The 22891-nt window shown below is 72.7% G+C and carries 23 protein-coding genes; 12 read left to right on the top strand and 11 right to left on the bottom strand.

The features are described from left to right. Positions 1–27: 27 nt before the first annotated feature. Positions 28–2307, bottom strand: a complete 2280-nt coding sequence (locus SGLAU_RS12330) for a heavy metal translocating P-type ATPase (RefSeq protein WP_052413727.1) — start codon at positions 2305–2307, stop codon at positions 28–30. A gap of 88 nt (positions 2308–2395) precedes the next feature. Then, positions 2396–2635, bottom strand: a complete 240-nt coding sequence (locus SGLAU_RS12325) for a heavy-metal-associated domain-containing protein (RefSeq protein ID WP_043501004.1) — start codon at positions 2633–2635, stop codon at positions 2396–2398. Between the two features lie 234 nt (positions 2636–2869). On the opposite strand from SGLAU_RS12325, the gene SGLAU_RS12320 reads away from it, so the two are divergent. Further along, entirely contained in the window at positions 2870–3628 is a 759-nt protein-coding gene (locus tag SGLAU_RS12320; RefSeq protein WP_099052800.1) for a chaplin, read from the top strand. Positions 3629–3836: 208 nt separating this feature from the next. Here SGLAU_RS12320 and SGLAU_RS12315 read toward each other — a convergent pair whose 3' ends face one another. Then, positions 3837–4112 carry a hypothetical protein gene (locus SGLAU_RS12315; protein ID WP_043500999.1) on the bottom strand — a complete coding sequence of 92 codons (276 nt, stop codon included), beginning with the start codon at positions 4110–4112 and terminating at the stop codon, positions 3837–3839. A gap of 68 nt (positions 4113–4180) precedes the next feature. After that, on the bottom strand, positions 4181–4750 hold the full coding sequence (locus tag SGLAU_RS12310) for a hypothetical protein (RefSeq protein WP_043500997.1): 570 nt from the start codon (positions 4748–4750) through the stop codon (positions 4181–4183). Positions 4751–5160: 410 nt separating this feature from the next. Between SGLAU_RS12310 and SGLAU_RS12305 the strand changes: the two genes are divergently transcribed. The 4 genes from SGLAU_RS12305 to SGLAU_RS12290 all read left to right on the top strand — a co-directional run bounded on the left by SGLAU_RS12305 (position 5161) and on the right by SGLAU_RS12290 (position 7010). Then, a complete protein-coding gene (locus SGLAU_RS12305) occupies positions 5161–5661 on the top strand; it encodes a hypothetical protein (protein WP_043500996.1) in 501 nt (166 codons plus the stop codon). Between the two features lie 213 nt (positions 5662–5874). Continuing rightward, on the top strand, positions 5875–6150 hold the full coding sequence (locus SGLAU_RS12300; RefSeq protein ID WP_043500995.1) for a hypothetical protein: 276 nt from the start codon (positions 5875–5877) through the stop codon (positions 6148–6150). A 160-nt stretch (positions 6151–6310) separates the two neighbouring features. Further along, complete coding sequence (locus SGLAU_RS12295; protein ID WP_043500993.1) at positions 6311–6580, top strand: hypothetical protein; 270 nt, start codon at positions 6311–6313, stop codon at positions 6578–6580. Between the two features lie 160 nt (positions 6581–6740). Further along, positions 6741–7010 carry a hypothetical protein gene (locus SGLAU_RS12290; RefSeq protein WP_043500991.1) on the top strand — a complete coding sequence of 90 codons (270 nt, stop codon included), beginning with the start codon at positions 6741–6743 and terminating at the stop codon, positions 7008–7010. Positions 7011–7143: 133 nt separating this feature from the next. Here SGLAU_RS12290 and SGLAU_RS12285 read toward each other — a convergent pair whose 3' ends face one another. The 6 genes from SGLAU_RS12285 to SGLAU_RS12260 form a co-directional block, all read right to left on the bottom strand. Continuing rightward, on the bottom strand, positions 7144–7488 hold the full coding sequence (locus SGLAU_RS12285) for a hypothetical protein (protein ID WP_052413726.1): 345 nt from the start codon (positions 7486–7488) through the stop codon (positions 7144–7146). Between the two features lie 232 nt (positions 7489–7720). Then, positions 7721–8353: a hypothetical protein gene (locus tag SGLAU_RS34410; RefSeq protein WP_159072776.1), complete on the bottom strand. Its 633-nt coding sequence runs from the start codon at positions 8351–8353 to the stop codon at positions 7721–7723. A 176-nt stretch (positions 8354–8529) separates the two neighbouring features. Continuing rightward, positions 8530–8847, bottom strand: a complete 318-nt coding sequence (locus SGLAU_RS12275; RefSeq protein ID WP_043500988.1) for a hypothetical protein — start codon at positions 8845–8847, stop codon at positions 8530–8532. A 172-nt stretch (positions 8848–9019) separates the two neighbouring features. Next, positions 9020–9262, bottom strand: coding sequence for a hypothetical protein (locus SGLAU_RS12270; protein WP_043500987.1), 243 nt, complete (start codon positions 9260–9262; stop codon positions 9020–9022). Positions 9263–9521: 259 nt separating this feature from the next. After that, positions 9522–10934: a condensation domain-containing protein gene (locus tag SGLAU_RS12265; protein ID WP_043500984.1), complete on the bottom strand. Its 1413-nt coding sequence runs from the start codon at positions 10932–10934 to the stop codon at positions 9522–9524. Positions 10935–11312: 378 nt separating this feature from the next. Continuing rightward, positions 11313–11513 (bottom strand): helix-turn-helix transcriptional regulator, encoded by a 201-nt coding sequence (locus SGLAU_RS12260; protein ID WP_043506551.1) that lies wholly within the window; start codon positions 11511–11513, stop codon positions 11313–11315. A gap of 332 nt (positions 11514–11845) precedes the next feature. On the opposite strand from SGLAU_RS12260, the gene iolC reads away from it, so the two are divergent. From iolC to mmsA, 5 genes are read left to right on the top strand one after another with little or no spacing between them, the layout of a single operon-like run. After that, positions 11846–12796 carry a 5-dehydro-2-deoxygluconokinase gene (gene iolC, locus SGLAU_RS12255; RefSeq protein ID WP_043500982.1) on the top strand — a complete coding sequence of 317 codons (951 nt, stop codon included), beginning with the start codon at positions 11846–11848 and terminating at the stop codon, positions 12794–12796. After that, positions 12793–13911 carry a deoxyribose-phosphate aldolase gene (locus SGLAU_RS12250; protein WP_412556228.1) on the top strand — a complete coding sequence of 373 codons (1119 nt, stop codon included), beginning with the start codon at positions 12793–12795 and terminating at the stop codon, positions 13909–13911. Before iolC ends, SGLAU_RS12250 begins: the two co-directional genes overlap by 4 nt. 7 nt (positions 13912–13918) lie before the next feature. Continuing rightward, complete coding sequence (gene iolB, locus SGLAU_RS12245; protein WP_043500980.1) at positions 13919–14749, top strand: 5-deoxy-glucuronate isomerase; 831 nt, start codon at positions 13919–13921, stop codon at positions 14747–14749. Further along, positions 14746–16623 carry a 3D-(3,5/4)-trihydroxycyclohexane-1,2-dione acylhydrolase (decyclizing) gene (gene iolD, locus SGLAU_RS12240; protein WP_043500978.1) on the top strand — a complete coding sequence of 626 codons (1878 nt, stop codon included), beginning with the start codon at positions 14746–14748 and terminating at the stop codon, positions 16621–16623. Before iolB ends, iolD begins: the two co-directional genes overlap by 4 nt. A gap of 14 nt (positions 16624–16637) precedes the next feature. Next, entirely contained in the window at positions 16638–18140 is a 1503-nt protein-coding gene (gene mmsA, locus SGLAU_RS12235) for a CoA-acylating methylmalonate-semialdehyde dehydrogenase (RefSeq protein WP_043500976.1), read from the top strand. A gap of 88 nt (positions 18141–18228) precedes the next feature. Here the strand turns inward: mmsA and SGLAU_RS12230 are convergent, their stop codons facing one another. After that, on the bottom strand, positions 18229–19056 hold the full coding sequence (locus tag SGLAU_RS12230; RefSeq protein WP_043500975.1) for a lipoprotein: 828 nt from the start codon (positions 19054–19056) through the stop codon (positions 18229–18231). 316 nt (positions 19057–19372) lie between these two features. On the opposite strand from SGLAU_RS12230, the gene SGLAU_RS12225 reads away from it, so the two are divergent. Both SGLAU_RS12225 and SGLAU_RS12220 read left to right on the top strand, forming a co-directional pair. Continuing rightward, the gene (locus SGLAU_RS12225; protein ID WP_043500974.1) at positions 19373–22030 is read left to right on the top strand and encodes a CocE/NonD family hydrolase; all 2658 of its coding nucleotides are present in this window, start codon (positions 19373–19375) and stop codon (positions 22028–22030) included. Then, complete coding sequence (locus SGLAU_RS12220) at positions 22027–22887, top strand: ABC transporter permease (RefSeq protein ID WP_043500971.1); 861 nt, start codon at positions 22027–22029, stop codon at positions 22885–22887. The genes SGLAU_RS12225 and SGLAU_RS12220 overlap by 4 nt, the downstream gene beginning before the upstream one ends. The last annotated feature ends 4 nt before the right edge of the window (positions 22888–22891 follow it).

Genomic DNA, 22891 nt, shown 5'->3' with positions numbered 1-22891 from the left:
GGAAGATGCGCGAGCCTTGTGAAGAGCTTATGTGAGGCTTGCGCCGGATTGAAGGGGGGTCTCGCGGAACGTCCGCAGTCGCAAGCTGTTCGTGACCACGAAGACCGAGGAGAAGGCCATCGCCGCCCCCGCGATCATCGGGTTCAGCAGACCCGCCGCGGCCAGCGGCAGCGCGGCCACGTTGTAGCCGAACGCCCAGACCAGATTGCCCTTGATCGTGCCGAGGGTGCGGCGGGAGAGCCGGATCGCGTCCGCCGCGACCCGCAGGTCCCCGCGGACGAGTGTGAGATCCCCGGCCTCGATCGCCGCGTCCGTCCCCGTGCCCAGCGCGAGCCCCAGGTCCGCGGCGGCGAGCGCGGCGGCGTCGTTGACCCCGTCGCCGACCATCGCGACCGTGCGGCCTTCCGCCTGGAGCCGCCGGACGACCTCGACCTTCTCCTCGGGCAGCACCTCGGCGATCACCTCCTCGACGCCGACCTCCGCGGCCACCGCCTCGGCGACCCTGCGGTTGTCGCCCGTCAGCAGCACCGGCCGGAGCCCCAGGGCGCGCAGCTCGCGCACCGCGTCGCCGCTGGTCTCCTTCACCGCGTCGGCGACGGCGAGGACGCCGCGCGCCTCGCCGTCCCAGCCGACCACGACGGCCGTACGACCACCCAGCTCCGCGTGCTTCTTCGCCTCCGCCAGCTCCTCGGGCAGCGGTCCGTCGAAGAGCCGCCCCACGGTCACCTCATGGCCCTCCACACGCCCGCGCACGCCCCTGCCGGGCACGTTCTCGAACCGCTCGGCCGCCGGCAGCTCCCCGGCCCGCTCCGCCGCGCCCGCGGCCACGGCGCGGGCCACGGGGTGCTCGGAGGCGTGCTCCAGGGCGCCCGCGAGCCGCAGCACCTGCTTCTCGTCGGCGCCCTCGGCGACACGGACCTCCTGGAGGGTCATCCGGCCGGTGGTGACGGTGCCGGTCTTGTCGAGGACGACGGTGTCCACGCGGCGGGTGGACTCCAGGACCTCGGGGCCCTTGATGAGGATGCCGAGCTGGGCGCCGCGCCCGGTGCCGACCAGCAGTGCCGTCGGCGTGGCGAGGCCGAGCGCGCACGGGCAGGCGATGATCAGCACGGCGACGGCGGCGGTGAACGCGGCGACGGTGTCGCCGGTCGCGCCGAGCCAGCCGCCGAAGGTGGCGGCGGCGATCAGCAGCACCACGGGCACGAAGACGGCGGCGACCCGGTCGGCGAGCCGCTGCACCTCCGCCTTGCCGTTCTGCGCGTCCTCCACCAGCCTGGCCATCCGGGCGAGCCGGGTGTCGGCGCCGATCCGGGTGGCCTCGACGACCAGCCGGCCGGCGGTGTTCACGGTGGCGCCGGTGACGGTGTCCCCGGCGGTCACGTCCACCGGGACGGATTCACCGGTCAGCATGGAGGCGTCCACGGCGGAGCTGCCCTCGACGACCGTGCCGTCGGTGGCGATCTTCTCGCCCGGGCGTACGACGAACCGGTCGCCCACCGAGAGCTGCCCGACCGGGATCCGCACCTCGCGCCCCGCGCGGAGCACCGCCACGTCCTTGGCGCCCAGCTCCATCAGCGCCCGTAGCGCGGCCCCCGCGCGGCGCTTGGCACGGGCCTCCAGACAGCGGCCGAGGAGCAGGAACGCCGTGACTCCGGCGGCGACCTCCAGGTAGATCGTCGCGGTGCCGTCGGTGCGGGAGACCGTGAGGTCGAAGCCGTGCCGCATGCCGGGCATGCCCGCGTCGCCGAGGAACAGCGCCCACAGGGACCAGCCGAACGCGGCCAGGGTGCCGACCGAGACCAGGGTGTCCATGGTGGAGGCGGCGTGCCGGGCGTTGGTCCAGGCGGCCTTGTGGAAGGGCAGGCCGCCCCAGACGACGACGGGCGCGGCGAGGGTCAGCGACAGCCACTGCCAGTAGTCGAACTGGAGGGCGGGGACCATCGCCAGCAGGACGACGGGCACGGCGAGCAGCGCGGAGACGGCGAGGCGCTGCCGCAGCGCCGACAGCTCCGGGTCGGCCGGGCCCTGCGGCTCTTCGTCCCCGGGGGCGGGGGCCGGCGGTGCGGGTTCCTCCGCGGTGTACCCGGTCTTCACGACGGTGGCGATCAGGTCGGCGACCTCGGTGCCGGCGGGGTAGGTGACCCGGGCCTTCTCCGTCGCGAAGTTCACCGTGGCGGTGACGCCGTCCATGCGGTTGAGCTTCTTCTCGACGCGGGCGGCGCAGGCGGCGCAGGTCATGCCGCCGATCAGCAGCTCGACCTGGGACACGGGCGGCGGTGTGTCCATGGGTGTGTCGGTGGTGGTCATGTCCGGGCTCCAGACGACGGACCGGACCGTGTGCGACCGGTATCGGCGGTCGCGCACGGTCCGGTGCCGGGGACGTGTGCGGTACGGCTCAGGCGCGGCCGGCCAGCTCGTAGCCGGCCTCGTCGACGGCGGCGCGCACGGCCTCCTCGTCCAGCGGCGCCTCGGAGACGACGGTGACCTCGCCGGTGGCGGCGACGGCCCGCACCGACGTCACACCGGGGAGCTGGGTGAGTTCGGCGGAGACGGAGCCCTCGCAGTGTCCGCAGCTCATCCCGGTCACCTTGTAGACGGTGGTGACGGAACCCTGGGTGTCGGTCTGGGCAGTCATGTCGTTACTCCTCGTCGAGGCGTATGGGTCCGGTGGGGACCACGGGGGGAACCCCATGCACTCCACACTATACCCCTAGGGGGTATGGATTCAACGTCGTGGCCGCCTCGCGCGGGCACATCAGTCACTAACTGGAGTAACTGGAGGACACCACGCCATAACTCCGGATGGTCCACGTCCGTTTTACGGGGTGCGGGTGAGTGCCCGCGAAGAAGTCAGGAAGGCAGGAAACCCATGAGACGGACTACCCGAAACGGTGTGATCGCCGTCGCCGCCGCTTCCGGCGCGATGGCCGTGGCGTTCCCGGTGTCCGCCGCCTTCGCGGCCGACGGAGCCAGCGCCGACGGTACGGCCGCGGGCTCGCCCGGGGTGCTCTCCGGCAACTCCCTCCAGGTACCGGTGCACGTGCCGGTGAACGTTTGCGGCAACACCGTCAACATCGTGGGGCTGCTCAACCCGGCCGCGGGCAACACCTGCGTGAACGGCGACAGCGGGAAGGCCGAGGGCGCGAAGAAGACCGACGCCGCCAAGGCCGGCGGCGCGGCGAAGGGCAGCGGGGCGAAGGCCGGCGGCGGGTCGGCCGGGTCCGGAGGGGCATCGGCGCACGGCGTCACCGAGGGCTCCCCCGGGGTGCTGTCGGGCAACAACCTCCAGCTCCCGGTCGATGTGCCGGTGAACGTCTCCGGGAACAGCGTCAACGTGGTCGGCGTCGGCAACCCGGCCGTCGGCAACGAGTCGGTCAACGGCTACGGTGACGAGGAGATCTCGCACACCGCGGTCCCCAAGCCCCGGGCCCCCAAGCCCCCGGCTGCCCCGGACCGGTCCCACGTCGCACCGCAGGCCCCGCACACCCCGGACGCCCCCCACGCGATGGGACCCTCGCTGGCCCACACCGGAGCGGACCTCACCGCTCCCGCCCTCGCGGGCAGCCTCGCCCTCATCGTCACGGGCGGGATCCTCTACCGCCGCTTCAGCCCGGGCCGCACCCGCTGACCGACGTCGGAGCTGCCGTGCGGACCGGTCCCCCTGATCGGTCCGGACGCGTCAAAGGGCCCCAGGAGACACCGTGAAGTCTCCTGGGGCCCGACGCGTTTCCCTCCCCGGCCCGGCCGGGGACCGCCCAGCGGTCACGCCCATTGCACGAAGGGCACGCACGGACCGGGAAGGTCCGTGCGTGCCCGGGGCCGAGGACGGCGAGGCGTCAGAACGCCTGGTTGCTGCACCCCATCTCGGAACCGAGGTGGCTGCGCTGCGCACCCGGGTTCCCCTCGCCGTTCAGCAGGTTGCCCGCCAGGCCGGTGAGGACGCCGAGGCTGCCGATCACCTCGATGTTCATGTCGTGCGAACGGCACTCGATGCCCTGCGTGATGTCGAGGTCGTGGCCCGGCTCGCCGTGGGCGAAGGCGGTGTTGCCGCCGAGGGAGCCGACGGTGCCGAGCATGGCGCCGACGAGGACTGCCTTGTGGAACGTGCGCATGGGTTCTCCGTTGGTTGAGGGACGATCTGCACCAGATCGAGTCGGTCGTGCGGAAGTGCGGGAGGCCGTCAGCCGAGCTGGGGGAGCCCCAGCTGGCCGACGGGAGGCGCCGCGATCTGCCCGAGGCCGACCGGAGTCAGCTCCGGCACGCTCCCCGGGGTGACATGCGGGTTGACGAGCGGGTTGATCTGCGGGTTCACCTGGGGGTTCACCTGCGGGGCGACGGACATCGGGGGCTCCGGGCCGAACGCCTGCGGCACGGCCACCTGCGGGGCGACCTGCGGCATCACCTGGGGCATGACCTGCGGCACCACCTGCGCCGGCTGTGCGGGGGCCGCCTGCACGGGCTGCGCGGGGGCCGCCTGCTGGGGGTACGGCGCGGTGGAGGCCTGCGCCGTGCCCTGCGACGTGGCCGTCGCGGCGGCGTAACCGGTCTGCTGCTGTGGCGCCGGCGGGACCGACTGGGGAGCGGGCGCCACGGGTGCGGCCTGGGGGGCCGGGTACTCGGGCGCCGGCACCGGAGCCGGAGCCGGACCGCCGGGTCCGACGGGAGCGTCGGCATGGCTGACGCCGGCGCCGATGACGGACAGACCGCTGGCCGCCGCTACAAAGAGCGCGGCCTTGTGAAGCTTGCGCATGAAACCCTCGGCCCTTCGATACCTGAAACACTGCATTCAGCGCGGTGCCGCGTGCGGCCGGTGCGGTGGTCGAACTGCACGGTCAGCGACGGTGGTTGCTGATTTGCACGCGGATTCGCGTCGGAGGCGGCAGCGAATCCCCCGGGCCTTTTCGGATCGACGGCCGCTGCCCTTTCCCCGTTGGAACGAGGAATCCCGCGCCGTGGTCACGGCTTTGAGAACCCGTCACCCGTTTGCCGACCGGCGTGGCACTCCCGCGCCGCGCACGCCTCTGCGGCAAATGGGTGACCCCCCGTACGGCGGCCGTATCTGAGTCCGCGCCCGCCTCGTTCCCCACGGAGCCGAGCGGCGATTCCTTCGCCGCCGCATTCATCCGTTCCGTCCACAGGTCAAGAAGGGCCGAGGATCCCATGCGCAAGCTTCAGCAGGTCGCGCTCGTCGTCGCAGCAGCCGGCGGTCTGTCCGCCGTCGGTGCCGGCCCCAGCTCCGCCGCCACGCCCGCCGCGCACAACGGGGGCGCGCCGTCCCCCGTCTCGCAGTCGGACGCCCGGGCCGCCTCGGCCACCTCCTCGCAGGCGACCGCGCAGACCTACGGCTCGCTGGCCCCGCGGCAGGCGGCCCCGCAGCAGCCCGCGCCGCAGCGCGGCACCCAGGTGGCCCCGCAGGTCAACCCGCAGCTGAACCCGCAGCTCAGCCCGCAGATCACGCAGCAGGCCCCGCAGTCGCAGGAGGGCGGTCCGGTGCACCAGAACATCCTGTTCCGCCCGTACCAGGAGTGCAGCCCGCAGACCCTGCTCGACGCGAACATCCCGGTCGCCGTGCTCGCCGCGGCCCAGACCCGGGGCGTGGACTGCACCCAGGCCAACAGCCAGGCCAACTCCCTCGCCAACGCGACCGCCATGCGTCAGTAGCGCTTCCCGCGGCCGTAACACCGGCACCGGACACGGGCCCTCGGTATCCCGACCGACGGGCCCGTGCGCATGCGTTGCGACATTCGGGTGCTTCTGCTTCGACGCCGCGAAAACGGCGCGCCGCTGTCCGTTTTGCGGGGATTCGCTCTAGTCTCTCGTAACTGTAAGAGGTCGATCTGCTTCAGATCGCACGGACTCACCATCGGAGAAGAAATGCGCAAGCTTCGCAACGTTGCCGTCCTGGTCGCTGCCCTCGGCACCATCGGGATGGTGGGCGGCACGGCCCACGCGAACGACGGCAAGGACGGCGACAAGTTCAGCATCACGCAGAGCTCGCAGTGCAAGTCGCACGACCTGAACCTCGACATCCTCGGCAACGTGGGCATCCTCAACGGCCTGCTGGGCAACGCGGTGAACGGCGAGGGCAACCCGGGCGCCCAGTCCACCGAGCTCGGCTCCGAGATGGGCTGCAACAACAGCGCCTTCTGAGGATCTCCTCGGCGCACGGGCGCTGCAACTGCGCATGGTCCCGGCACCGGGCATCGGGTAGGTGCCGGGACCGTCCGCATGCAGCACCAGTGCAGTCCCCGTGACTGCATGAACGGCGATCTTCGACAGATCGCACCCACCTCACCTCACTGGAGATGACATGCGCAAGATCCGCAAGGCTGCCGTCCTCGTCGCGGCTCTCGGAAGCGTCGGGTTCCTGGCCGCCGGCACCGCCCACGCCGGTGGCGGCGACGGCTTCGAGATCAAGCAGAGCAGCGTCTGCCGGTCGCACGACGCCAACGTCGACGTCCTCGGCAACGTGGGCATCCTCAACGGCCTCGGCGGCAACCTGCTGAACGGCGAGGGCAACCCGGGCGCCCAGCTGACCGAGCTCGGCTCCGAGGCGGGCTGCAACAACAGCGCCTTCTAAGAGCCTCCTCGGCGCACGGGCGCTGAGAACGCGCATGGTCCCGGCACCGGGCATCGGTTGGGTGCCGGGACCATGCGCATGCAGCACCAGTGCAGTCCCCGTGACTGCATGAACGGCGATCTTCGACAGATCGCACCCACCTCACCTCACTGGAGATGACATGCGCAAGATCCGCAAGGCTGCCGTCCTCGTCGCGGCTCTCGGAAGCGTCGGGCTCCTGGGCGCCGGCACCGCCCACGCCGGTGGCGGCGACGGCTTCGACATCACGCAGAGCAGCATCTGCCGGTCGCACGACGCCAACGTCGACGTCCTCGGCAACGTGGGCATCCTCAACGGTGTGCTGGGCAACGCGGTGAACGGCGAGGGCAACCCGGGTGCCCAGCTCACCGAGCTCGGCTCCGAGATGGGCTGCAACAACAGCTTCGAGTAAGGCGACACCCGTTCCCGGTGTCCGGCGGTCCGCCGGGCACCGGAAATTTCCTTTTTCCCGCGCGGACATGCCGCGGGGCACGGCGATGCCGGGCCGGGATCCCTCCCGGCCCGGCTTCTGCCCGGCCGTGCTCTCAGCGCTTGATGCTCGGCTTCCTGAATCCCTCGGGCAGCTCGGCCCTGTTGGAGCAGTCGATGCGCTCCCCGATCCTGGCGGAGCCGCCCTCCATCAGCCGCTCCTCCGGGAGCACCACGCGCGGCCGGTCGGCCACGGTGCAGCTCTGCGACTGCCGGATGGTGTACGTGCCGTCCTTCTCGACGTGCGTCTCGCTCTTGCGGACGCAGACGGTGCCACCCTGCTCCGTGGTCCGGCATTCGCCCGGCTTCTCGCCCGCGTACGCGTGTCCGGCCCCGACGCACACCGCGGCGAGACTCCCGACGAGCCCCGAGACGGTGACGAACTTCTGCAGAGTCAACATGTGCTGGTTTCCTTTACGACGGAGGCCCGGGCGCCTGTGCCGTTGACCGGCGTGCGCCCGGGCCCGAGAGGAGCGGAACAGAGCATCCCGCGCCCGGCCGTGCCGCGGCCGGAGGCGGGATGGCGGAAGCCCGGACGCGCACTGGCCGATCGCCGCGCGTCCGGGCTGTTTCTCACCACGGGGTGTCACTCGACACGCCCTGGGCGCCGAGGGGCGAGCCCTCGGCACGTCTTCACTCGCCCTGGTACTCGGCGTACTGGGGCTCCTCCGGCTGGGCCTGCGGCTGACCCTCGGTGTACTGCGGGCCCTCGGGCTGGGCCTGCGGCTGAGCCTCGGTGTACTGCGGGCCCTCGGGCTGGGCCTGCGGCTGGCCCTCGACGAACGGCTGGGTCTCGGGCTGGGCCTGCGGCTGAGCCTCGGTGTACTGGGGCCCCTCGGGCTGGGCCTGCGGCTGGCCCTCGACGAACGGCTGGGTCTCGGGCTGGGCCTGCGGCTGAGCCTCGGTGTACTGCGGGCCCTCGGGCTGGGCCTGCGGCTGAGCCTGGGTTGCGGGCAGGATGACCGGCTGCGCGGCCGGCTGGGCGACGGGCTGCGCGGCGGGCTGGGCCACCGGCTGCGCGACGGGCTGGGCCACCGGCTGCGCGACGGGCTGCGCGGCCGGCTGGGCCACCGGCTGCAGCTCCGGGTGGGCCGCCTGAGCGTAGAAGCCGCCGCCGAAGGCAACGGCCTTCGCCGACGAGTTGGCCACGGCGGTGACCGCCGGAGCCGCGTCGTGCCCTTCGTAGGCGAAACCGACACCGGCGCCGAGGGCGGACAGCCCCACGACCGTCGCCGCTACGACCGCAGCGCGCTGAAACTTACGCATGTTTGACCCTTTCTCGTCCAGGCTGACCACCTGGTTCGACTACTGAAAGTGAGCCTATACATACGTTGGGTAGTAACTTCGGGATCTGTGTCCCCATGTCGCCGCGGCCCCCCTTATGTAGTAGGGCGTCTGACGGCGGACCGCCCGTGCCGCGGAGCCGGAGCCGTGCCGGCCGGCTACGGCCTGCCGTCCGCCGCTTCGGGCGCGCGCCCCGTCTCCTGGGAGCAGGTCACCCTGGGGCCGACCCGCATCACGCCGGTGCCCGTGGCGGCGGGCAGGGTCACGGGCTGCACCGGCTGGCACGTCTCCTGGTGGGGGATGACGCCGTTCTCGGGGATGACGCCCGTGATGTGCTGGCTGCAGGTGATGTTGCCCAGGACGTCCCGTGTGCAGGCTCCCGGGTTCGCGGCCTGCGCCTGGGCGATGCCGGTGCAGGCCAGGACGAGGCCGCCGACGAGGCCCGAGACGGCCGCGGCCTTTCTCGTGCTGAACATGTGATGCGTGTCCCTCTGTAGGGGTGCCCGTCCTGCGGGCACCGTGTGCCCGGACGCCGACCGCGCCGGGCTGTGTCGTGGACGCTCGGGCGCCCGGCCGCCGAACGGGGCCCCTCGAAGCGTGGCTCGAAGGGCCCCGTTCCGTGCGCCGCGCGCGATGGCGCCGTGGAACTCAGCCGTTGAAGGCGTTGTTGTACTGGTCGCAGGTGGTGTCCAGGGTGCCGGCGAGGCCGAGCACGCCGATCGGGACGTTGTTCTCGACCACCGTCTGCGGGCTGCACTCCTGGTAAGGGCGGAACAGGTTGGCCACCTGCAGTCCCTCGTCGGAGGTGCCGGCGGTGGCGGTGCCGGCGCCGATGGCCGACAGTCCGCCGGCGGCCACTGCTGCGATCACGACCTGCTGAAACTTGCGCATGGAACCCTCGGTTCTTCGCTCGTCAGACGAGACTGATTGCCTAGCGTTACTGAACAAACACTAGCAGTAACGGACGAGTTGGTTTCACGCCTGACATCTGTGTCGCGAGGGTGGCAAGAGGTGGCGAATGCGTCGATCGACTGCCAAATCGCCGTTTCTGCACGGGAGTTGCGGCCCGCGTGCGTCCGCGTGCGAGGTGCGGGGGTGTCGGGTGCGGGGGCGCGCGACACCAACACGGGGGAAGTGGCGAACAGTTGTGTCAGGAGAAGGCCGGTTCCGAGACCTGGAGCCGGTCCCGGGCCGGCGCGGAGGCGATCAGCTCGCGCAGTCCCTCGACGTACAGCCGCACGTTCCGGTAGGCCACCTCCGTGTCCGGGTAACGGCAGGCGAGCCACAGGCCCTCGTGCAGCCGGTTGACCCAGACGCACACCTGGTCGCCGTACGACACCCGCATCAGCCCGTACGCCTTCTTCTCGGCCCAGCGGGCCGCTCCGGGGATGAGGCGGGCGTCGACGTACGACACGATCGAGTGCAGGTCGGGGGAGGTCGGGCGGAAGTCCGAGCCGAGCAGGCGCAGTACGCGCGCCAGCGGGATGCGCGCCAGCGACCGGTTGGCCCGCAGCTCGGAGCGGACGGCGGTGAGGGCACTGCCGAAGTCCCGCGTCGCGGGCACCTCGATCGGTGCGCCGCCCACGTACCAGCCCACGGAGTCCGACCAGGCGGACTTCAGCCGGGTGTGGAACGGGACGACCGTGCGGTAGTACGGCTGCCCGCCGAGTTCGTGGACGATCAGGCTGGTCGCGGCGAGGATGCCGACCAGGCTGCCGCCGTAGGGCCGGCAGTGCTCCTCGAACGCGGCGGCCGCGTCCGCGTCGAGGAGGGGCTCGCACATCAGCTTCTGGGCGGGCAGTACGCCGCCGGGCTGCAGTCCGAGGTCGACGGGGAACTCCGGGAGCCGCCCGCCGCACCGGCCGATGAACTCCCGCCAGCGGGCCACGATGGCGTGCGTGTCGTCGATCCCGTCCGCGTCCGCCCGCTCCTGGCCGCAGAAGTCGACGTAACTCCCCACGGCCGGGCCGGTGACGGGCCGCCCCGTGACGCCCGCCGTGTAGAGGTCGTGGATCTCCTCCGGGATGCGCTGGAGGGAGTAGGCGTCGACGTTGGTGTGGTCGAAGGCCATGTACACGCTGGTGGATTCGTCGCGCAGGACCGCCGCGTAGATGAGGTTCGGCCAGCCGAGCGCGTCCGCCGCGACGTCGAACCGGTCCTGCAGGTAGCGGACCAGCGCGTCCGCGTCGGCGAAGTCGCCGACCTCCTCGCGTTGCAGGGCCACGTCCTTCTCGGCGAGCGTGAACCGGTGCATGTCGTCGCCGACCCACCGGAAGCCGCTGCGGAGCGTCTCGTGACGCAGGGTCCAGTCGCGCAGCGCCCGTTCCAGCGCGTCGAGGTCGGCGCGGCCCGGCAGGTCGAAAGCCGTGCCCAGCCAGGTCGGTACGAACAGTCCGTCGTCACGTACCGACCTGGCCGTTCTGACGTGCGACTCCTGGATGTACGCGGGCGGTCGCGGGTCCGGTGGCAGCGCTGCCGCCGCCGCGATGGTCGCCGGGCTGAACGTCCACTCGACGAGCCGTCCGGGCCGGACCTCGCAGCGCTGAATGTCAGAAATTCGCACAGTGGCGTCTCCTTCGCAGAAGACACCAGCTTGATCAAGGGGGAGCCGTGCGCGATCGGTGGGCGCTGTGTCGCCGGTTTTTCAGCGGGATGTGTGACGCCTCGAACGATGGAGCGACCCGCCCCCGGCGGCCACCGGACGGCACGCGGGGCGAGAGCCCCGCCGGGGCGCCGCGTCCGGCCCCGAATCCCTCAACTGTGCGCGTGTTACGGGCTGTTGGGGCCTCCGGTGGCGTACGGGCCGTGGTGGGGCCGGGCGGTGAGTGCCCCAACCGGGGCGTCGTGGGCGTGGAGTCGAGCGGCGGTGAAGTCTGGCCCTTCCCCGGCGCCCAGGCCCTTCCCCGGCGCCCCGCCCCGGCCCGTCGCCGGCGCCCGGCGGTCAGCGGTCTCTGCGGGGGCGGTTGCCGGGGCGGGCGGCGACCCAGGCGCGGATGGTGTCGGAGTACCAGTAGGGCTTGCCGCCCTCGACGTGGTCGGGCGGGGGCAGCAGTCCGTGCTTGCGGTAGGACCGCACGGTGTCCGGCTGCACCCGGATGTGCGCCGCGATGTCCTTGTAGGACCAGAGCCTTCGGTCGGTCATGAAGTGCACCTCCCTGCGCGCACCACGGCGGCGGCCGGAACGGCCGCCGGGGGGACCGGGTGCTGCGCTGGCGATCACCAAGCCTGTGCCCGATGAACGACGCTGAGTGACCGTGAGGGCGGCATGTCGGCCAGGTGTGACCGAGGGCGCACACGGACGCGACATGTGTGACGGGGAGGAAGCATTTGTGACGCAATGGCCATAAACGGTAACGATGGCCCGTGGGTGGACGGATGCGGCCTCGCATGCTCGTCCGAATGTCCGGACAAAACATTGACAGGGCTCGGCAGGCGGGGCTAGAAAGCCGGGAGAGCCGTGACGAAGGGAAGCCGATGGCCTACGACCTGATCACGATGGGGCGGATCGGAGTGGACCTCTACCCGCTGCAGACCGGTGTCCCGCTCGCCCAGGTGTCGTCGTTCGGGAAGTTCCTCGGCGGGTCGGCGGCGAACGTCGCGGTCGCCGCGGCCCGGCTCGGCCGGCGCACCGCCGTGATCACCCGCACCGGTGACGACCCGTTCGGCGCCTATCTCCACCAGGCGCTGCGCGACTTCGGCGTGGACGACCGCTGGGTCACCGCCGTGCCCGGACTGCCCACCCCGGTCACCTTCTGCGAGGTCTTCCCGCCGGACGACTTCCCGCTCTACTTCTACCGGCAGCCCAAGGCCCCGGACCTGGAGATCGACGCCCACGAGCTGGACCTGGACGCCCTCGGCGAGGCCCGGATCCTCTGGGTCACCGGCACCGGCCTGAGCGAGGAGCCCAGCCGTACGGCGACGCTCGCGGCCCTCGCCCACCGGGCCAGGGCCGGCACCACCGTCTTCGACCTCGACTGGCGTCCCATGTTCTGGGAGGACCCGGGCACCGCCCGCCGGTTCTACGCCGAGGCCCTGCGCCACACCACGGTCGCGGTCGGCAACCTGGACGAGGTCGAGGTCGCCACCGGCGTGCGCGAACCGCACGCCGCCGCCCGCGCCCTGCTGGACGCCGGGGTCGAGCTGGCCGTCGTCAAACAGGGGCCCGAGGGGGTCCTCGCCGTGGACAGCGGGGGCGGGTCGACGGAGCTGCCCCCGCTGCCGGTCAAGGTCCTCAACGGTCTCGGCGCCGGGGACGCGTTCGGCGGCTCCCTCTGCCACGGGCTGCTCCAACGCTGGGACCTGGAGCGGACCATGCGCTACGCCAACGCCGCCGGCGCCATCGTCGCCTCCCGCCTGGAGTGCTCCTCGGCCATGCCCACCGCGGACGAGATCGAGGCGGCACTGACCGCGGGAGCGGTGCTGTGAGGGCGGGCCGGGTGACCAGCCCGCACCACGAGCCCGGAGGGACACCGGACGCGGCGGGCGGCGCCGCGGCCACCGGCGCGCACCCGCCCGGCGCGGCCGCGTCCGCCGACGAGACGGGCGGCGCGGCCGGCGGTGACGCGCCCCCCGACGGGGGGACCGGCGCCTCCGCGTCCGCGTCCGCCGCGGCGGGCGTCCCTTCCGCGGGTGTCCCCGCCGCCCGCATCCCGCCCGTGGACGTGCCCGAGCTGGTCCGCCTCCGCACCCGGCACCCGGAGGCGATCGCCGAGGCCGCCGCCCGGCGCATCCGCAGACCCCTGCTCACGGACAACGGCCGGCTGATGATCGTCGCCGCCGACCACCCGGCGCGCGGCGCGCTCGGCGTCGGTGAGCGCAGGTTCGCCATGGCGAACCGCGCCGACCTGCTCGGACGCCTCTGCCTGGCGCTGAGCCGCCCCGGCGTCGACGGGGTCCTCGCCACCGCCGACATCCTCGACGACCTGCTGCTGCTCGGTGCCCTGGACGGCAAGGTCGTCATGGGCTCGATGAACCGCGGCGGCCTCCAGGGCGCCCGCTTCGAACTCGACGACCGCTTCACCGGCCACCGCCCCGAGGACATCCAGCGGCTCGGCTTCGACGCCGGCAAGCTGCTGCTGCGCATCGACTACGACGACCCCGGCTCCCTCAACACCCTGGAGTCCACCGCCCGCGCCGTCGACGAGATGGCCGCCCGCCGCCTCCCGGTGTTCGTCGAGCCCTTCATCAGCCGCCGGGACGCGGACGGACGGCTGCGCAACGACCTGTCGGCCGGCGCCGTGACCCGCTCCATCGCCATCGCCTCGGGCCTGGGCGGCAGTTCGGCCTACACCTGGCTCAAGGTGCCGGTCACCGAGGACCCGGACGACATGGCCCGGGTCATGGCGACCTCCACCCTGCCCGCCGTGCTGCTCGGCGGAGAGGTCTCCGGCTCCGCCGCGGACCAGGCCCGGGCGTACGAGAAGTGGCGCGGCGCCCTGCGGCTGCCGACCGTGCGGGGGCTGGTGGTGGGCCGGTCACTGCTGTACCCGGCGGACGGCGACGTGGCCGCCGCCGTGGACACCGCCGTAGGACTGCTGTGAGGGCCGCATGAGCGACAAGCCGAACGAGCTGTACGTCCCGGAGGGCACCACCGCCGACGCGCTGCACGCGCTGGCCATCGGCCCGGAGCGGGCCGGCTGGACCTACAGCAGCCTGCGGATCGTCGAGCTGGGACCGGGTGGGACGCACGACCTCGCCGCCGGGGACAGCGAATGGATCGTGCTTCCCCTCAGCGGCGGTTGTACCGTGCGCACATCGGGTGAGGTGTTCCAACTCCGGGGCCGCGCGGACGTGTTCGCCTCCGTGACCGACTTCGCGTACGTCCCCCGGGATGCCGGGGCCCAGATCGCCTCCGGCGCGGGAGGCCGCTTCGCCCTGGCAGGAGCGAAGTGCGAGCGACGACTCCCCGCCCGCTACGGCCCCGCGCCGGAGGTTCCCGTCGAGCGGCGCGGCAGCGGAAGCTGCGCCCGCCAGGTGCGCAACTTCGCCTCCGCCGACGCCTTCGCGTGCGACCGGCTCATCGCCGTCGAGGTGATCACCCCGGGCGGCAACTGGTCGTCGTACCCGCCGCACAAGCACGACGAGCACCGGCCCGGCGAGGAGACCGAGCTGGAGGAGATCTACTACTTCGAGATCGACGGCCCGCAGGGCTTCGGCTACCAGCGGGTGTTCCCCTCCCGTGAGGGCGGCGCCGACGTGCTCGCCGAGGTCCGCTCCGGCGACGCCGTCCTCGTGCCGAACGGCTGGCACGGGCCGTCCGTCGCCCAGCCCGGCCACGACATGTACTACCTGAACGTCATGGCGGGCCCGGGCCGGACCCGGGAGTGGCGGATCCGCTTCCACCCGGACCACGCAGAGACCACAGGGGTATACCGATGACCGTCCGGCTCACCGTCGCCCAGGCACTCGTCCGCTTCCTCGCCGCCCAGCACACCCGACGCGACGGCGAACGCCGCCGGCTGATCGGCGCCACCTGGGGGATCTTCGGCCACGGCAACGTCGCCGGGATCGGGCAGGCGCTCGTCGAGTACGCCGACGTCATGCCCTACCACCAGGGCCGCAACGAACAGTCCATGGTGCACGCGGCGGTCGGCTACGCCCGCCAGTCGGGCCGCCTGTCCACCCACGCGGTCACCACCTCCATCGGCCCCGGCGCCACCAACCTGGTCACCGGAGCCGCCCTCGCCACCATCAACCACCTGCCCGTGCTGCTGCTGCCCGGCGACACCTTCGCCGCCCGCCCCGCCGACCCGGTGCTCCAGCAGCTCGAAGTGCCGTACGCCGGGGACGTGTCGGTGAACGACAGCCTGCGCCCGGTGTCCCGCTACTTCGACCGGATCACCCGCCCGGAAGCGCTCATCCCGGCCGCCCTCCAGGCCGTGCGGGTGCTCACCGACCCGGTGGAGACCGGCGCCGTCACCCTCGCCCTGCCGCAGGACGTGCAGGCCGAGGCGTACGACTGGCCGGAGGAGTTCTTCGCCGAGCGCACCTGGGTGGTACGGCGGCCCGGCGCCGACCCGGCCGAACTCACGGAGGCCGTCCGGGCGATCCGCGCGGCCCGGCGGCCCCTGGTCGTCGCGGGCGGCGGCGTGCGCCACAGCCGCGCCGAGGCCGCCCTCGCGGAGTTCGCGGAGACCACCGGCATCCCGGTCGCCTCCACCCAGGCGGGCAAGGGCTCCCTGCCGTACGACCATCCGCAGGACGTGGGCGGGATCGGCCACACCGGCACCGCCACCGCCGACGAGCTGGCCCGCGCCGCCGACCTGGTGATCGGCGTCGGCACCCGCTGGACCGACTTCACCACCGCCTCCCACACCCTCTTCGCGAACGGGAACGTCCGTTTCCTCAACCTGAACATCGCCCCCCACGACGGTCACAAGATGGCCGGGCTCGCGCTGGTCGCGGACGCCCGCAGCGGCCTGACCGAGCTGACGGACGGGCTGCGGCCGCACGGCCACCGGGTCGACGACGACTACCTGACCGGGTACACCCGGGCCAAGGAGCGCTGGGAGCGGCGCGTCGACGCCGCCTACGCCGCCCACGACCCCGACGCCCGGCCCACCCAGCCGCAGGTCCTCGGCGCCCTGGACGCCCTGGTCGACGAGCGGGACGTGATCATCAACGCCGCCGGGTCGCTCCCCGGTGACCTGCACAAACTCTGGCGGGCCCGGTCCAGCGACCAGTACCACCTGGAGTACGGCTACTCCTGCATGGGCTACGAGATCCCCGCCGCGATCGGCGTGAAGCTGGCCGCGCCCGACCGGCCGGTGTGGGCGCTGGTCGGCGACGGGACGTACCTGATGATGCCGACGGAGATCGTCACGGCCGTCCAGGAGGGCATCGCGATCAAGATGGTGCTCGTGCAGAACCACGGCTACGCCTCCATCGGCGGCCTGTCCGAGTCGGTGGGCGGCGAGCGGTTCGGCACCGCCTACCGCTTCCCCTCCGTCGACGGTGCCTGCACCGGGGCGCCGCTCCCCGTGGACCTCGCCGCCAACGCCGAGAGCCTCGGCATGCGGGTGCTGCGCGCCCGTACCGTCCGTGACCTGCGCACCGCGCTCGCGGAGGCACGCGCCGCCGACACCCCCACATGTGTCTACGTGGAGACCGAAACGGCAGACACAGTGTCGGGCGCGCCCGAGGCGCAGGCCTGGTGGGATGTACCCGTGGCCGAGACCGCGACCCGACCGTCGGCGGTCAAGGCACGCGAGCTGTACGAACGGCACGTCTCGACCCGACGCCGCCATCTGTGAAGGAGCAACTGGGCATGACGAAGATCGTCAACCACTGGATCGGCGGCAAGGCCGTCGAGGGCGCGTCGGGCACGTTCGGTCCGGTCACGGACCCGGCGACCGGCGCCGTCACCACCAAGGTCGCCTTCGCCTCCGTCGAGGAGGTGGACGCCGCGGTCGCCGCCGCGAAGGACGCCTTCACGACCTGGGGCCAGTCCTCGCTGGCGCAGCGCACGACCATCCTCTTCCGCTTCCGGGCCCTGCTGGACGCGCACCGCGACGAGATCGCGGAGCTGATCACCGCCGAGCACGGCAAGGTGCACTCCGACGCGCTCGGCGAGGTCGCCCGCGGACTGGAGATCGTCGACCTGGCCTGCGGGATCAGCGTCCAGCTCAAGGGGGAGCTGTCCACCCAGGTCGCCAGCCGGGTCGACGTGGCCGCGATCCGCCAGCCGCTCGGCGTGGTCGCCGGCATCACGCCGTTCAACTTCCCGGCGATGGTGCCGATGTGGATGTTCCCGCTCGCCATCGCCTGCGGCAACACCTTCGTGCTCAAGCCGAGCGAGAAGGACCCGTCGGCGTCCATGAGGATCGCCGAACTGCTCGCCGAGGCGGGACTGCCCGACGGCGTCTTCAACGTCGTCCACGGCGACAAGGTGGCCGTCGACCGCCTGCTGGAGCACCCGGACGTCAAGGCCGTCTCCTTCGTCGGCTCCACCCCGATCGCCCGCCACATCCACACCACCGCCTCCGCCAACGGCAAGCGCGTGCAGGCTTTGGGCGGCGCCAAGAACCACATGCTGGTGCTGCCGGACGCGGACCTGGACGCGGCGGCGGACGCCGCGGTCTCGGCGGCCTACGGCTCGGCGGGCGAGCGGTGCATGGCGATCTCGGCGGTCGTCGCCGTCGGCGCGATCGGCGACACCCTGGTGCAGAAGATCCGCGAGCGCGCGGAGAAGATCAAGATCGGCCCCGGCAACGACCCCGCCTCCGAGATGGGCCCGCTGATCACCAAGGCCCACCGCGACAAGGTGGCGTCCTACGTCGAGAACGCGGCGGCCGAGGGCTGCGAGGTCGTCCTGGACGGCACCGGTCACACCGTCGAGGGCTTCGAGGACGGCCACTGGATCGGTATCTCGCTCCTCGACAAGGTGCCGACCAGCGCCAAGGCCTACCAGGACGAGATCTTCGGCCCGGTGCTGTGCGTGCTGCGCGTGGACACCTACGAGGAGGGCGTCGCCCTCATCAACGGCTCCCCGTTCGGCAACGGCACCGCGATCTTCACCCGGGACGGCGGCGCGGCCCGCCGCTTCCAGCTGGAGATCGAGGCCGGCATGGTCGGCGTGAACGTCCCGATCCCGGTCCCCGTCGGCTACCACTCCTTCGGCGGCTGGAAGGACTCCCTCTTCGGCGACCACCACATCTACGGCAACGACGGCACGCACTTCTACACCCGCGGCAAGGTCGTCACCACCCGCTGGCCCGACCCGTCCGAGGCCCCGGCGGGCGTGGACCTGGGCTTCCCCCGCAACCACTGACCCACCCGGACGCCCCCCGGTCCGGACGCCCCGGCCCGGACGCCCCCGGCTCATCCGCGCTGCGCGGCGGGCCGGGGGCGCCGGCGGGTCACTGGCCGATCGCCGCGTCCCGCTGCTCCCGGACCTGCTCGGTGAGGTCGCCGGTCTCGGCGGCGGGCGGAGCCGTGATCTTCTCGGTGGCCCCGAACTTCAGGAAGTCCATGGTCACGGTCATGCCGGCACCGGTCTGCGAGATCCGCACCGGCAGGTCCTCCCTGTCGACCCACAGGTCGCAGGTGAGCTTGCCGCCGCTCGCCCGCAGGGCGGTGATGGCGGCCTTCTTCTCGGCCTCGGTGAGCTTCGACTTCTCGATGTGCTCCGCGCCGACGCTGCCCCGGTAGTGGGTGGTCTCCTTGCCCAGGACGGTCTCCTCGCCGAGGTCCTCCACCTCCGTGGAGGCCGTCATGTAGCGCAGCGCCGCGGTCGGGTCGGCGTTGGCCGCCATGTTGTCGGCGCCCGCCTCGCCCGTCACGGCGGCGACATCGATGCGCATCCACTCCTTGCCCGCGATGGGGCCGCTCGGCTGGGGATCGACGTCGTAGTAGTAGGCGCCGTCCACCATGATGACCCGTGTCGTCGGGTCGTCCTGGAGGGCGCTCATCTGCGCGGCGGCGGTGTCCATCTCGACGTCCATGGCCGCGCCGTCACCCCAGGAGTACGTGCCGTCCATGGAGATCGGCTCGCCGCCGGTCGCGTCGAGCGTGGTCGTCGTCTCGATCTCCGCCGAGCCAAGTTCCTGCGTCCGGTCCGTGACCCGCGTCAGCGCCGACATGATCTGGTCGGCGCTGTCGACCGCCTTCTCCGACCCGCAGGCGGTCGTCGCCAGCAGCGCCACTGCCGTGACCCCCACCCAGGCGGCGGTGTGCCGTACGTTCATGGATCCCCACCCCAAGCTGTGTGTGCGTTGTGAGACGTGACTCTAGCGGGCACCACCGACACCCGTTCGGGGTCCTGGCGTTCGCACGCTTCGCTCAGGTGAAGTCCCGGTTCACCGGTACACACCGGCCATCGTCCCGGCCGTCCGTGCCGCGGTAGGCGGCGAGTGTCGTCCCGGCCGTGGGCCGGTGGGGGTCCGTGGCGCCGCGTGTACCACGGGTGCGGTACGCGGGGGCGGGCTCGTAGTCCTCGGGGAGGGGGCGGGGTTCCGTCCACAAGCTGTCCGCCGCGACAGGCCGGACCCGTACCGTTGACGCATGGATCTTCGACTGCCCGGACCGCGTCGCGGGGCGTGGTCGCGGGGCCCGCGACGCCTGCTCGCCGCCGGGGCCGCCGTCGCCGTGCTCGCCGGTGCCGGCACCTGGACGGCCGTCGCCGGCGACGACCCGCCCGCGGTGCACCGCGCCGACCGGGTCATGGAGGTGGGTGACGGCATACGCCTCGACACCTCGTACTTCACCTCGGCCACCGGCGGCCGCCGGCCCGCCGTGCTGCTCGGGCACGGCTTCGGCGGCAGCAAGGACGACGTCCGGCAGCAGGCCGAGGAGCTGGCCCGGGACGGGTACGCGGTGCTGACCTGGTCGGCGCGCGGCTTCGGCAGGTCGACCGGGAAGATCGGACTGAACGACCCCGATGGTGAGGTCGCCGACGTCTCGAAGCTGCTCGACTGGCTGGCGGAACAGCCCCAGGTCCGGCTCGACGGGGACGGCGACCCGCGCGTCGGCATGGCGGGCGCCTCCTACGGCGGCGCCGTCGCCCTGCTGGCCGCCGGGCACGATCCGCGCGTGGACGCCGTCGCCCCCGCGATCACCTACTGGAACCTGGCGGACGCGCTGTTCCCGAACGGCGTGTTCAAGAAGCTGTGGGCGGGCATCTTCGTCAACTCCGGCGGCGGCTGCCAGGCCTTCGAGGCGACGGTCTGCCGGATGTACGAGCGGGTCGCCGAGTCCGGCACCCCGGACGCCGGGGCGCGGGCACTGCTGGAGGAACGTTCGCCGTCCGCCGTCGGCGACCGCATCAAGGTGCCGACGCTGCTCGTCCAGGGCCAGTCCGACTCCCTGTTCCCGCTCGGCCAGGCCGACGCGGCGGCGAAGGCGATCCGTTCGGGCGGCGCCCCCGTCGCCGTCGACTGGATCGCGGGCGGCCACGACGGCGGCGACCCGGAGACGGACCGCGTCCAGGCCCGGGTCACGGCCTGGTTCGACCGGTACCTGAAGGGCGACGAGAGCGTCGGCACCGGCCCCGCCTTCCGCGTCACCCGCACCGGCGGCGTCGACTCCACCGACGGCGAGGCCCAGCTGCGCGGCGCGAGCGCCGACAGCTACCCGGGCCTGACCGGCGACGGCACGTCCGTGGCGCTGACCGGCCGCACCCAGACCTTCGGCAACCCGCCCGGCGCCAACCCGCCCGCCGTCTCCGCCCTGCCCGGCCTGGGCGGCTCCGGCGGACTCGCCCAGCTCTCCGCACTGGGCGTCGGGATCTCCCTGGACTTCCCCGGCCAGTACGCCCGCTTCGCGTCGGCGCCGCTCCGCGACGACCTGCGGATCACCGGCTCGCCCACGGTCACGGTCCACGTCGAGTCGACCAGTGACGACGCGGTGCTCTTCGGCAAGGTCTACGACGTCGCCCCGGACGGCGCCCGCCAGGTGCTGCCCGCCCGGCTGGTGTCCCCGGTCCGCGTCGAGGACGCCGGGTCCGGCAAGGACGTCACCCTGACCCTCCCGGCGATCGACCACGAGGTGGAGAAGGGCCACCGGCTCAGCCTGGTGCTGTCCGCCACCGACCTCGGCTACGCCTCACCGGCCGCCCCGGCGACGTACACCGTCTCCCTGAAGGGCGACCTGAACGTGCCGACGGCGCCCGGTGTCACCACCGCCGCCGCCCCGCTGCCGTCCTGGGTGTGGTGGCTGCCGGTCACCGGCGTGCTCGTCGCGGCCGCCCTGCTGCTCACCACCCGCCGCCGCACCGCGGGCCCCGCGCCCGATCCGGCGCTCGCGGACGTGCCGCTGCAGATCACCGGACTGAGCAAGCGGTACGCGAAGTCAGCGGACCGGTACGCGGTGCGGGACCTGACCTTCCGGGTGGAGAAGGGCCAGGTCCTCGGCCTGCTCGGCCCCAACGGCGCGGGCAAGACCACCACCTTGCGCATGCTGATGGGCCTGATCACCCCGGACGGCGGCGAGATCCGCGTCTTCGGGCACGCGATCCGCCCCGGCGCCCCGGTCCTCTCCCGGGTCGGCGCCTTCGTCGAGGGCGCGGGCTTCCTGCCGCACCTGTCCGGGCGGGAGAACCTGGAGCTGTACTGGAAGGCCACCGGCCGTCCCGCCGAGGACGCCCACCTCGACGAGGCCCTGGAGATCGCCGGACTCGGCGAGGCCCTGGCCCGCGCGGTGCGCACCTACTCCCAGGGCATGCGCCAGCGCCTCGCGATCGCCCAGGCCATGCTCGGCCTGCCGGACCTGCTCATCCTCGACGAACCGACCAACGGGCTCGACCCGCCCCAGATCCGCGAGATGCGCGAGGTGATGATCCGTTATGCGGCCGCCGGCCGCACGGTGATCGTCTCCAGCCACCTGCTCGCCGAGGTCGAGCAGTCGTGCACCCACCTCGTGGTCATGGACCGGGGCCGGCTGGTGCAGACGGGCCCGGTCGGGGAGATCGTCGGCTCCGGCCGCACCCTGCTCGTCGGCACGCCCGCGCCCCTCGGTGAGCCGCTGGTGGAGAAGGTCGCCGCGCTGGAGGGCGTCGCCTCGGCCGTCCGCACCGAGGACGGGCTGCTGGTCCGCCTCGACGCTGACGGCAGCGCCCCCCGGCTCGTCGCCGAACTCGTCCGCCTGGAGGTGCCCGTCCAGTCGGTGGGCCCGCACCGCCGCCTGGAGGACGCCTTCCTCACCCTGATCGGAGGCTCCGCATGAGCACCCCCGCGCTCGCCGACGTGGCCTCCGGCTACCGGGCGGCCCGCACCCTGCCGCTGCGCGTCGAGCTGGCCCGCCAGCTCAAGCGCCGCCGCACGATGGTCATGTTCGGCATCCTCGCCGCCCTTCCGTTCGTGCTGGTCGCCGCCTTCGCCATCGGCGGCGACCCGGAGGGGCGCGGCGACCGCGTCACCCTGATGGACACGGCGACCGCGTCCGGCGCGAACTTCGCCGCGGTCAGCCTGTTCGTCTCGGCGGGCTTCCTGCTGGTCATCCCGGTCGCCCTGTTCTGCGGGGACACCGTCGCCTCGGAGGCCGGCTGGTCCTCCCTGCGCTACCTGCTCGCCGCACCGGTGCCGCGTGCCCGGCTGCTGTGGTCGAAGCTCGCGGTGGGACTCGGGCTGAGCCTGGCCGCGATGGTGCTGCTGCCCGTGGTGGCGCTCGCCGTCGGCACCGCCGCCTACGGATGGGGCCCGCTGGCCATCCCCACCGGCGGCTCCCTCGCCGCGGGCACCGCCGCACAGCGGCTCGCGGTGGTCGTGGCGTACGTCTTCGTGTCCCAACTGGTCACCGCGGGGCTGGCGTTCTGGCTGTCGACCCGCACGGACGCCCCGCTGGGCGCGGTCGGCGGCGCCGTCGGCCTCACCATCGTCGGCAACGTCCTGGACGCGGTGACCGCCCTCGGCGACTGGCGGCACTTCCTGCCCGCGCACTGGCAGTTCGCCTGGGCGGACGCCGTCCAGCCCCGCCCGGAGTGGTCCGGCATGATCCAGGGCACCGCGGTGTCCGTGACGTACGCCCTCGTGCTGTTCGCGCTGGCCTTCAGGGGCTTCGCCCGCAAGGACATCGTGTCCTAGGAGA

The organism is Streptomyces glaucescens (genome assembly GCF_000761215.1).
Lineage (GTDB): Bacteria > Actinomycetota > Actinomycetes > Streptomycetales > Streptomycetaceae > Streptomyces > Streptomyces glaucescens_B.
Note: the sequence above shows the minus strand (reverse complement) of the source record. Positions and strands in the feature narration are given on the sequence as shown.

Coding starts and splice junctions, on each gene's coding strand:
- SGLAU_RS12330 (WP_052413727.1), bottom strand. CDS start 2,307: ATGACCACCACCGACACACCCATGGACACACCGCCGCCCGTGTCCCAG.
- SGLAU_RS12325 (WP_043501004.1), bottom strand. CDS start 2,635: ATGACTGCCCAGACCGACACCCAGGGTTCCGTCACCACCGTCTACAAG.
- SGLAU_RS12320 (WP_099052800.1), top strand. CDS start 2,870: ATGAGACGGACTACCCGAAACGGTGTGATCGCCGTCGCCGCCGCTTCC.
- SGLAU_RS12315 (WP_043500999.1), bottom strand. CDS start 4,112: ATGCGCACGTTCCACAAGGCAGTCCTCGTCGGCGCCATGCTCGGCACC.
- SGLAU_RS12310 (WP_043500997.1), bottom strand. CDS start 4,750: ATGCGCAAGCTTCACAAGGCCGCGCTCTTTGTAGCGGCGGCCAGCGGT.
- SGLAU_RS12305 (WP_043500996.1), top strand. CDS start 5,161: ATGCGCAAGCTTCAGCAGGTCGCGCTCGTCGTCGCAGCAGCCGGCGGT.
- SGLAU_RS12300 (WP_043500995.1), top strand. CDS start 5,875: ATGCGCAAGCTTCGCAACGTTGCCGTCCTGGTCGCTGCCCTCGGCACC.
- SGLAU_RS12295 (WP_043500993.1), top strand. CDS start 6,311: ATGCGCAAGATCCGCAAGGCTGCCGTCCTCGTCGCGGCTCTCGGAAGC.
- SGLAU_RS12290 (WP_043500991.1), top strand. CDS start 6,741: ATGCGCAAGATCCGCAAGGCTGCCGTCCTCGTCGCGGCTCTCGGAAGC.
- SGLAU_RS12285 (WP_052413726.1), bottom strand. CDS start 7,488: ATGTTGACTCTGCAGAAGTTCGTCACCGTCTCGGGGCTCGTCGGGAGT.
- SGLAU_RS34410 (WP_159072776.1), bottom strand. CDS start 8,353: ATGCGTAAGTTTCAGCGCGCTGCGGTCGTAGCGGCGACGGTCGTGGGG.
- SGLAU_RS12275 (WP_043500988.1), bottom strand. CDS start 8,847: ATGTTCAGCACGAGAAAGGCCGCGGCCGTCTCGGGCCTCGTCGGCGGC.
- SGLAU_RS12270 (WP_043500987.1), bottom strand. CDS start 9,262: ATGCGCAAGTTTCAGCAGGTCGTGATCGCAGCAGTGGCCGCCGGCGGA.
- SGLAU_RS12260 (WP_043506551.1), bottom strand. CDS start 11,513: ATGACCGACCGAAGGCTCTGGTCCTACAAGGACATCGCGGCGCACATC.
- iolC (WP_043500982.1), top strand. CDS start 11,846: ATGGCCTACGACCTGATCACGATGGGGCGGATCGGAGTGGACCTCTAC.
- iolB (WP_043500980.1), top strand. CDS start 13,919: ATGAGCGACAAGCCGAACGAGCTGTACGTCCCGGAGGGCACCACCGCC.
- iolD (WP_043500978.1), top strand. CDS start 14,746: ATGACCGTCCGGCTCACCGTCGCCCAGGCACTCGTCCGCTTCCTCGCC.
- mmsA (WP_043500976.1), top strand. CDS start 16,638: ATGACGAAGATCGTCAACCACTGGATCGGCGGCAAGGCCGTCGAGGGC.
- SGLAU_RS12230 (WP_043500975.1), bottom strand. CDS start 19,056: ATGAACGTACGGCACACCGCCGCCTGGGTGGGGGTCACGGCAGTGGCG.
- SGLAU_RS12225 (WP_043500974.1), top strand. CDS start 19,373: ATGGATCTTCGACTGCCCGGACCGCGTCGCGGGGCGTGGTCGCGGGGC.
- SGLAU_RS12220 (WP_043500971.1), top strand. CDS start 22,027: ATGAGCACCCCCGCGCTCGCCGACGTGGCCTCCGGCTACCGGGCGGCC.